Annotated in this window: 7 protein-coding genes; 4 read left to right on the top strand and 3 right to left on the bottom strand. The window is 63.0% G+C overall.

What is annotated here, in order from left to right; all coding sequences use genetic code 11:
* Positions 1–292: 292 nt before the first annotated feature.
* Entirely contained in the window at positions 293–646 is a 354-nt protein-coding gene (locus VD972_RS13740; protein ID WP_324986532.1) for a hypothetical protein, read from the bottom strand.
* Positions 647–1239: 593 nt separating this feature from the next.
* Between VD972_RS13740 and VD972_RS13745 the strand changes: the two genes are divergently transcribed.
* From VD972_RS13745 to VD972_RS13755, 3 genes are all read left to right on the top strand, one after another.
* Complete coding sequence (locus VD972_RS13745) at positions 1240–1875, top strand: hypothetical protein (protein WP_324986535.1); 636 nt, start codon at positions 1240–1242, stop codon at positions 1873–1875.
* Between the two features lie 5 nt (positions 1876–1880).
* Positions 1881–2357: an SMI1/KNR4 family protein gene (locus VD972_RS13750; RefSeq protein WP_324986538.1), complete on the top strand. Its 477-nt coding sequence runs from the start codon at positions 1881–1883 to the stop codon at positions 2355–2357.
* Positions 2358–2453: 96 nt separating this feature from the next.
* The gene (locus tag VD972_RS13755) at positions 2454–2915 is read left to right on the top strand and encodes an SMI1/KNR4 family protein (RefSeq protein WP_324986541.1); all 462 of its coding nucleotides are present in this window, start codon (positions 2454–2456) and stop codon (positions 2913–2915) included.
* Between the two features lie 414 nt (positions 2916–3329).
* On the opposite strand, the gene VD972_RS13760 is transcribed toward VD972_RS13755, so the two are convergent.
* Together VD972_RS13760 and VD972_RS13765 are read right to left on the bottom strand one after the other, a co-directional pair.
* Entirely contained in the window at positions 3330–4700 is a 1371-nt protein-coding gene (locus tag VD972_RS13760; RefSeq protein WP_324986544.1) for a carboxypeptidase-like regulatory domain-containing protein, read from the bottom strand.
* A gap of 191 nt (positions 4701–4891) precedes the next feature.
* A complete protein-coding gene (locus VD972_RS13765; RefSeq protein WP_324986547.1) occupies positions 4892–5839 on the bottom strand; it encodes a hypothetical protein in 948 nt (315 codons plus the stop codon).
* 475 nt (positions 5840–6314) lie between these two features.
* On the opposite strand from VD972_RS13765, the gene VD972_RS13770 reads away from it, so the two are divergent.
* Positions 6315–9461: a CHAT domain-containing tetratricopeptide repeat protein gene (locus VD972_RS13770; RefSeq protein WP_324986549.1), complete on the top strand. Its 3147-nt coding sequence runs from the start codon at positions 6315–6317 to the stop codon at positions 9459–9461.
* The last annotated feature ends 422 nt before the right edge of the window (positions 9462–9883 follow it).

A 9883-nucleotide genomic window follows, 5' to 3' on the forward strand; every position in this document is an offset into this window, starting at 1 on the left:
CTGGAGGGGACATCTTCGGACCTACACGCCCTACGGCCATTCCCTCCTGATGACCGTACCCTGTGTTCGCCCTCTCGCTCCTCGCGCACGAGGGGTTCACAGCCTCCCGGGACTTCTTGCGCTCGGGGGCCACCTACGGAACTTCCCGGCCACCGCTGCAACAGACTTGGTGCTCCGGGCTGCACACCCGAGGTTCCGCCATGAGAGGTAAGAAACAGGACGCTGGTCCCAAGATCCAGTGATCGCGTCCTGCCTCCCTCAATGCCCGGTGAACATACCGGATGGGGGAGACTCAGCTCTTCGGTTCCGTGGTAGGCGGCTGATCGTCACCGTCACCGGATTGAGTCCGTGAAGTCTCCGGTGACGGGTCAGTCTTCCTGGTCGTGCCCTGCACGGGGAGCGGCGGTGCCTTCTTCGGGGTCGAGGACTCCTCATCCTCCCCTGGCTTGCTCCATGAACGGAGCACCAGGTCGTGCTCCTCATCCTCGGCTTGGATGGGGGACACATCGTTGTGCGGTGCCCACAGCAGCAGTGGGTCTTCTTCCCCCCGCAGCACGCGCTCGACCTGATGGAGCCGCAGTTCCACCAGGACCAGGATGGCCGAGATGGTGAGCGGGGCTTGAAGCTCGCGCTTCCGATCCTCCATGCCGCCTGTCGCTAGTTCATCGCGAGGAAGCGAGCCCCCTCGACGGCGTTCCTGATCTCCGCCATCTCCGCACTCAAGCTGATGGCCTTGTGCATCGTGCAGTTCCTCCTGGGGTGAGTGGTGAGGGCCGCACCTCGACGATGCGGCCTTCTCCAAGGGCAAGAAGAGGCCCGCCACATCCACAGCGGAACTCCTCCCCGGGCACTACTGCCCGTGCCTCACCCGGTCCCGAAGATGCTCGGCCAGCGCTAAGACGACAGCCGCCATCATCTTTCGGGTGAGTGTCGAGGCCAGCAGCTTCCTCACGGCGCTCAGCATGGCGTTCACCCCCTTCCCGCCCGACTGATCACGCCTCGCCCGTACAGTGACAGGTACGGGGTCGAAGCCTTCTCTCCAGTCCTTATCCCGCCAGAGGGAGGAAGTTTTCCGGCCAGAACCACACGGCCGGAGGAGGGGCGGAGTAGACGGATTCCAGCGCGTCCCATCCCACCAGGACCACGTTCACGCCAAAGCCACACTGGAACTGTCAGATCACGCTGGTACTCCTCGGCTCCAGGCTCTGATCAGGAGACTCAGGCTCGAAGGGATCTTCCATGAGACTGCTTTACATCGTGCTGCTCCCCGTAGCATTCCTTGTCGGCAGCGGAACGGCGCAGGGAGCGGAACCTTCACCCGGGGCAGTTCCCGCATCCGCGAAGTGGACAGGGAAGCCCGTGCCGGGGCCTGGGGGTGGCGAGATCACGACGACCATCTACTACGGCCCCTGGCGGTGCAATCAGCGGTGGATGGACCTCTGCCAGAGCAAGTGTGCATCGCAGGGTCACAAGCTCATGGGTTGTATCTGGGTGGCCGATATCAAGACGGACTGGAAGGGCCGGTATCTAGGCTTCCCCGCGTACGGCGGGGGGCGGTACGCCATCACGCACTGCTGCTGTGACTACCCTGAAGTGGAAGATACGGCCTCGCTCCGCGACCAGTGGACGAACAAGCGGGAGTCCTTCCGGCGGAAATGGGGGGAGGAGTTTGGTGGATGGCCGCAAAGCGGCGACGCGAACTATCCGGGGCACCACATCCGTGACCTTCTGCATGGAGGAGATCCCGTTGCGGAGGGAAACGTCCTCCCTACACCAAGCACCGTGCATGACGTGCTCAATAAGCAGTACCCGCTCTGCTACAAGGGCGGAAGTCAGTGGAGCACTGTTGGCCCCGACCGGCCCTACATGGATTGAAGCCCATGCCCCTCCAGCCCCTCCTCGAAGAGATCTCGCACCATCACTTCCCGAATCCTCCCGCCACTCCCGAAGAGGTCGAGGAGTTCGAGCGGCGGGTCGGCTGGCGGCTGGATCCCGATCTGCGGGCCTTTTATCTGCATTGCAACGGGGGAACCTTGTTCAAGCGGAGGCCGGACGCGAACTATCGCTTCCTCCCGCTGTCGGAGATCGTCCGGGCCAGAGTGGCCATCTTCGGAGAGGACAAGGACGAGGACGGCCCCGCCTCAATGTACGCCATCTGCGATCTCCAAGACGGCGACTACGTCCTCGTGGACATGGGGCGGCAGGATGACGGCCGGTATCCCATCATGGACGGGTGGCATGAGGCGTGGCCCAACCCGAAGCACTGCAAGCAGATCGCCCGCTCCTTCGAGGAGTTCCTGGAGCGGGCCCTCCGCAGCGGTGGGAGCTTCTTCTGGTTGAAGAAGAGCAACCCCTGAGCAGACAGTCCCCCGCCTGCTACGACGGCAGAGCCCCTTGGAATCCATTAGGTCCCAATCTGCCCTACCTGGACAATTGATCATGGCCGCACCCCCATGAGCCACCTGCTGGAAGAGGTCTCACGCGACCACTTCCCGTATCCTCCCGCCACGCCCGAGCAGATCGAGGCCTTCGAGCAACAAGTGGGCTGGAGGTTGGATCCGGACCTGCGGGCCTTCTACCCGCACTGTGACGGAGCGGAGCTGATCAAGCGGCGGCCGGGTTGTCCGTTCCGCCTCCTCCCACTGTCAGAGATCGTCCGGGCCCGGGTTGCCATCCGTGGAGACGATGACGACCAGTGGGGGCCCGCTTCGATGTATGCCATCTGCTACGTGCAGGATGGCAACTACGTCGTGCTGGACACCGGCCACCAGGAGAACGGCCGCTATCCCCTCATTGATGGATCCTACGAGGCATGGCCGGACCCTTATTACTGTGGCCCCGTCGCCAGTTCCTTCTCGGAGTTCTTGGAGAACGTGCTGCGCACCCGGCGCAACCTCTACTGGTTGGGAGACTGACGCACCTTTCCTTTGGGGGGACGCCGTCCTCACCGTCTTCCTGCGTGCGGTGTTCGCCCCTGGCTTGGGTAGGGTGCCCCTGCGCAAAGAGCTGCTTGGCATGCGGCAGCGCTGCCAGCCGCTCCTCCAAGCTCAGCTTGGCCGGGAACTGCTCCATCTCACGCGCGAAGTGCCCGTGCGAGAAGTGCTTAGAGATGAGGATCCGTTCCTTGAAGTGGGCGCCCCCCATCCCGTAGGGCGGCGAAGAAGTACGGGGTGATGCACTTGGCCGGGTAACGATCCTCCTCAGGTAGCTTCGGCACGCAGGCGCACGGTGCCTGTCCCGACACCCTCGGCATCTTCCTTCAGGGCGCGGGCGGCACGGACACGGTCCTGGAGAGATTGCTCCCCAGGACCGCGGAGCTTCCTACGGAGCTACAGACTCGTTGTGAACTGCACGTGCGAATTGCAGGGATGGGTGCCGAACGCCACGTCGTTGAAGTCGATCAGGTTGTTTCCTGGCTCGGTATCCCTCGGCCAACCCGTGCCCCCCCAGGGCGCACCAGAGTTGAACTGGGTGACGCCACCCGTGGGCGAGTACAGGGGGAAGTTGCCCGTGGGAGGCGGAGGCGGGTCGGACGAGATCTCCAGGTTCTTGGCACAGGCCGCCGGAACGCCTGCCGGGAAGGTGATGCCAACCTCCTGGTTCACGTCCGGGCGAATGTTGTAGAGCGCGATAAAGGGGGAATTTGAGGAAATCGTATCCCCCTTCGACACGAGGGCGCCGTTCGCATTGGGCAACTTCACGTTGACCCGCACGATCCCCCCCGTGCCGTAACACTCCGGCGGAAAGCCCACGAATTCGATGATGGTACACGCTGGCGTCCCCATCTCGGTATCCGCGTTCCAGATGCCCAGTCCGTCAACCTCGGAGATGGCCTGCGCGGTGACGGGGAGGGCCTGAGATGAGACGCTGCTCGTGGGTCCTCGCATGGTGAAGCTGGTTCCCGTCGTGCTGACCTGCATGTTAGCGGCGGGCCGCTCCTCCCACTTGCCAGTGGACTGATTGAACTTCCACATCGCCAAGCGACAGCTCCCGTCGAAGACGCAGGACGGCATGCTGCCGATCTGCGAGGGCACGGGGATGAAACCGGTCGCGGTGGAGCCCACCTTCAGGCTGAGCGCTTGGCCACTGCCATCCGTGGCCCCGATGAAGACGGCGCCCACGGACTCGATGGCCACCTGCTGCCCCGAGGCGTTCAAGGCCGTGAAGTCACCGGGCATGCGCAGCGGGTGATAGCTGGCGACCGTGACCGTGACCGATCCCGCAGCCGGCGTGCCGCTGGCGGTGACCAGCGTGTTGGCCCTCAGGGCCACTCTCACGCCCTCGGGCGAGACGACGGTGTTGTCCACGGTCGGGTTGATGGTCGCGGTGTAGGCCCGCTGCAGGGTGTGCGAGAGGCTGGTCCGGACGGGGGCCGCGTAGAATTGGGACGTCGGGGCGAAGCCGCTCTTCTGGATGGTGAGGTTGTAGCCATTGGCGGACGCCGAGACCGACATGAAGTACCGGCCAGAGGTATCTGTAGTCCGGGAGATGCCATTGATGACCACCTTGGCACCGGCCTGCGCGACGCCCTGCTCATCGCGCACCGTGCCGGAGAAGGACGCGGACGTCGCCGCAGCCTCGATGACGTCCACCCCAGCCGCAGACCCCACGCGGTTCGCGGGGCTCACGCCCTCGCCCACACAGCCAAAGACGAGCAACGCGGGGATGAAGAAGGTGCTGCACCACTTTTTCACGTTCATGAGAGCCTCTTGGGGTTATTGCATTTCACTTGAGTGAGCCTGTTGCCGCTCGTGGCATCAAAAAGGGGCCCCAAGGCGGCGGGTTATGCAGAGCGCGCGTTTTTCATGAGCAGGCCCGTGACGGAACGCAAGAGGGGCCTTCGGGAAGTGCTCCCCGGAGGCCCCTTGCTCGAGCTGGCAAGGCGACGCGGTCAATCCCAGCAGTTGCCCGGCTGGTTGCTGATACGCACCCAGAAGCGGTTGGGCAGGTTGGAGGTACTGCCGCGGGGATGCGTGGAGGCGGGAGTGGAGAGTGGGGTGATGCTCCCCTTCGCCCGCCATTGCCAGCCGCCACCATCGTGGTGCTCGGCCATCCGGTAGCCCGCCCCGAAGGTGTTGGCGCAGATGGCGTCAGCCGCAGCCTGGGAGGTGAGGTCGGTGCCGCGCACCAGGAAGGACGTGAGCGCGACGGTGCCGCCCGCCCACCCATCGTATGCGCCGGGGGGCTCACCACAGTTCAAGGATCCGTCCGGCCTGATGCACAGCAGCGGTCTGGACTCCGTGCACAAGGTGTCACCGTCATAGGGGTCGCAGTAGTCGCAGGTGACACGTGTCTGCCCACAACTATCGGAGGTGGCCTTCACCCAGGTCAGCCCGCGCTTGGTCGTGGACATGCCGTGGATGTTCAGCTTGAAGGAACCGCAGCGCGAGCGGTAGCCGTCCACCACGATGACCACCGGCTGGCCAGCGGTGAGGTTCACGGCGACCGAGGACTGGTACGTGTCCGCGGCCGCGTCGTCGTTGCACCCGAGCACACTCCCGGTGGCCGGGTCACTCACCTGCAGGATGCTGTCAAGGGCGGAGCCCGCCGTCGTGAAGGTGAAGGTGCCGGTAGACGGAGCCGTCCAGGTATAGGCGTGCTCCGGGGCAGTGCTGGAGGAGCAGGTGGGCGTCACCTCGTTCAGCCTGCCGCACGTGTTCCCCTGGGCGACGGCGGTCCCTATGGCCGAGCCGAGCGGGTCCGTGACGAGCGCATCCCCCCGCCTGCCCATGGTCGAATTTCCCCGCTCCTTCTCCTCCATGCCCTGCTGCTCGACACCTCCACAGCCCACCAGCAGCAATCCCAGGGCACCCGACAACATCCACGACAACTGACGCATGAGCGGTCTCCTCTTCCTTGAAAAGTCCACCCGCGACGCAAGAGGCACGATGCGCACGGGTAGGCGGTCTGAACATGGAGAGCCGGACCTGTCGCTACTACGGGGTCATGCGCTCCTTACCGATAAGGGGGCAGGTCGGTGACGGATTATGCGGAGACCTTTTTAGAACGTATTTCAAAGTTAAGAGGTGGCGGGTTGTGGCCATGCGCCAGGCGGGTTCGGCGTGCAGCCGTAGCGGTGAGTACACCTGGGAATAGAACCTCATTAGCCGAAAATGGACTTCCAGACCTTCTTGACGGCATTGCCCAAGGCCGAGGCGGCATCGCCGACGGCATTGAGTAAGTGATGGAATGAGCACAAACAAAAACCTTGCATAAAGGGCTGGCTTCCTGCCCCTGTGTACAGAGGAGAGACTGCCGCCCGTGAGGAACCGCATGGCGTACAAGCCGCTCCTCATACGAGCCATGAGGTGAACATGCAGCGAGCAGCAACGGCCATAGCGCTCATCGTCTTGGGGTGTGCAGCATGCGCAACGGTTGCTCCGTTGCCAGCTCACTCACGCTTGGTGGAGGCCAAGAAGCTCTTCGAGGAGGCCCAGGCCTTGGAGAAAGCGGGGAAGTATGCGGAGGCAGTGCCGCTGGCCGAGCGTGCGCTGCAACTGCGGGAATCCATCTTGGGGGAGACGCATCTGGAAGTCGCCAGTTGCCTCAACTTTCTCGGTGATGTTCATCGACTACAGGGAGGCTATGCGCGCGCCGAACCACCCCTCCAGCGCGCGCTGGCGATTCGGGAAGTCTCCCTTGGCAAGCACCATCCCGATGTTGCTACATCCCTCAACGACCTCGCCAACCTCTACCTTGATCAGGGACTCCACGTTCGGGCTGAACCGCTGTATGAGCGCGCGCTAGCGATTCGGGAAGTCGCCCTCGGCAAGCACCATCCCGATGTTGCCCACTCACTCAACAGCCTCGGCAACCTCTACTCTGCTCAGGGGCTCTATGCTCAGGCCGAGCCTCTATATGAGCGTGCGCTGGCGATTCGGGAAGTCGCCCTCGGCAAGAGCCATCCCACCGTCGCTGCCCCGCTCAGCAATCTCGCCGTCCTCTACCAGCAACAAGGGCGCTATGCTCAGGCTGCGACGCTCTTTGAACGTGCGCTTGCGATTGACGAAGCCGCTCTTGGCAAGCACCATCCTCTCCTTGCCCAGACGCTCAACAATCTCGCTGACCTTTACAGGGATCAGGGGCTCTATGCTCGAGCCGAGCCATTGCACGAGCGTGCGCTCAGGATTTTGGAAGCCGCCCTCGGCAAGCACCATCCCCTCGTTGCCCTCTCGCTTAACAACCTTGCCCTCCTCTACAAGGAACAGGGGCTCTACGCTCGGGCCGAACCGCTGTATGAGCGTGCGCTCTCGATTCAGGAGGCCGCCCTTGGCACGAACCATCCAGACATTGCCATTTCCCTCCACAACCTCGCCATACTCTTACTCTACTCTAATCAGAAGCCCTATACTCGGATTGAAGCACTGTTAGAGCGTGCTCTTGCCATTTGGGAAGCCGCTCTCGGCAAGGACCATCCTCACGTTGCCTCCTCTCTCAACAGCCTTGCTCTCCTCTACAAAGATCAGGGGCTCTATGATCGGGCCGAGCCGCTATTTGAGCGTGCACTGGCGATTCGGGAAGCCGCTCTCGGCAAGAACCATCCAGCCGTTGCTCTCTCGCTCAACAGCCTCGCTCTTTTCTACACGGAACAAGAGCTCTACGCTCGGGCTGAGCCGCTGTATAAGCGTGCGCTCTCAATTCAGGAAGCCTCCCTGGGCAAAAACCATCCAGATGTTGCCGTTTCGCTTAACACCTTTGCCCAACTCCACTTAGCTCAACAGAACCTTGTTGAGGCTCTGCCGCTCTTCACGCGAGCCTTCGCGATCTCCGAGCAGCACCTGCGCCAAGAAGTCTTCAGTTTCTCAGAGGAGCGCTTGGCTAGCCTCCTGCACGTCCTGCGCGCAGACGAGGACCGTCTCTACTCTCTCGCCCGCTCCCGCCCAGATGATACCCACATTCGTTACCTCGCCCTCTCTGCCGCTCTCCTTCGCAAGGGCCGCTCTGTCGGAGAAATTGCAGAAGCTTCTCGCATCATCTTTCGCAGCCTAGACTCGGCCGATCGAGAGGCCTTCGAGCGCTTGCGCGCCCTGCGCACCCAGTTCTCCGCGCTGTCGCTCGCAGGCCTTCGCGCCCTCTCGCCCGCAGACTACCAGCAGCACATCAAGGAACTCACCGACAAGGCCAATGCCATTGAGGAGGACCTCTCCAGACGCTCGGCGCCGCTGCGTGCGCTCTCCGCACTACCTTCTCCGGACGAAGTCATCGACCAAGTCGCCAAGACCCTACCCGAGAATGGCGTGCTCATTGAGTTCATCGCCTACCGCGACAGCCCGCTCGTCCCCAAGCCGGGCTCTCCTGCCTCGCAGAGCCCGCTCCCCCAGCGTTACCTCGCCCTCCTGCTCTTCGCCGATGGTCGCACCGACGCCATCGACCTCGGCCCTGCTGAACCCATCGACACCGCCGCCCTGCACCTGCATGGCGCGCTCGCACGCAAATCCGCCTCCTATCAACCCGCCGCCCAAGCCCTCTACAAACTCGCCTTCCGCCCTCTGCTGTCGCACTTGGGCCAGGTCAAACGCCTGTTCCTCTCGCCCGACGGCCAACTCAACCTCGTTCCTTTCGCTGCGCTCCACGATGGTAACCGCTTCTTGGTGGATTCCTTAGACATAACCTATCTCACCTCAGGCAAGGACCTGTTGCCCCGTTCCGAGGACATCTCCCCTGCTACTTCCGTAGTGGTTATCGCCAACCCTGATTTCGACTCTCCCCCTGTCGCTCCCCCTATGGCCACTCGGGCAGCGCTCGTTCCCGCCGAGCGCTCGGTCTCCCTGGAATACTTCTTCTCGCGTTTCGCGCCAGAGGCGGACTCTCCCTATCTACCGCTGCCCGCCACGCAAAAGGAGGCCGAAACCATCCACCAGCTGCTGCCTCAAGCTCAGTTGCTCTTGGGTCCCGCCGCCACCAAATACGCCCTGCTGACGCTGACCACGCCTGGCATCCTCCACATTGCCACCCACGGCTTCCTTCGCGAGGATGCTGCCAGTTCGCTCCTACCCGACCCACTGCTGCGCTCTGGTTTGGTCCTCGCAGGCGCGAGCTTCCAGCAGGTACAATCCGATCCACTCCACCGCGAGGATTCGCTTGTCACAGCACTCGAACTTGCGGGACTCAACCTGTGGGGCACTCAGTTGGTGGTGCTATCGGCCTGCGACACCGGCCGTGGCGACATCAAGCTCGGCCAGGGCGTCTACGGACTGCGCCGTGCGCTGATGACCGCTGGAGCCGAGTCCCTGGTGACCAGCCTATGGAAAGTCAATGATGAGAGCGCGCGCGAGTTGATGGAGAGATACTACGTCAATCTCCTAGCCGGGCAGGGGCGCGCCGAGGCACTCCGTACAGCGATGCAGACCCTGCGTCAGAAGTATCCACACCCGTATTCCTGGGCGCCCTTTACCCTTATCGGAAAGGGTGCGCCCCTCCAAGGGCTGGCCGGTGCCATCTCGGCACACCCCATTCCTTGATCCTCACGGCCGGAAAGCCAGGGGTTCAGCCCCAGTTGTGGTGAGGATCCGGTTGGTCCCGCACTCGCATGATCGAGGAGTAGGCGTGTGGGACTGCGGCTCTAATCCTACTGTGTCATAAACGTCTGCCTTCCCCTTGGGAACGCCTTGCCCCAGCGCCTCTGCTGGCACGCCGTTCTCCGAGGGAAACCATACTTTTATGACACAGTAGAACTAATCCTACTGTGTCACAAACGTTAGGCTTCCCCTTGGGAGCGCCCTACTCCAACGGCTCTACCGGCCCGCCACTTTCCGAGTATCCGCTGCATGAGCCCCGTCTGGATGAGCTGAACAAGAGCGCGCAAGGTGGGGCGCATGGCAGACATCGAGGAGTGGAAGAAGCGGGTGGGGGACTGGCGCGCCAGCGGGCGGAGCGCCGGGGA

Origin of the sequence: Hyalangium sp. (assembly GCF_035629615.1) — a bacterium.
In the GTDB taxonomy this organism is placed as follows: domain Bacteria; phylum Myxococcota; class Myxococcia; order Myxococcales; family Myxococcaceae; genus Hyalangium.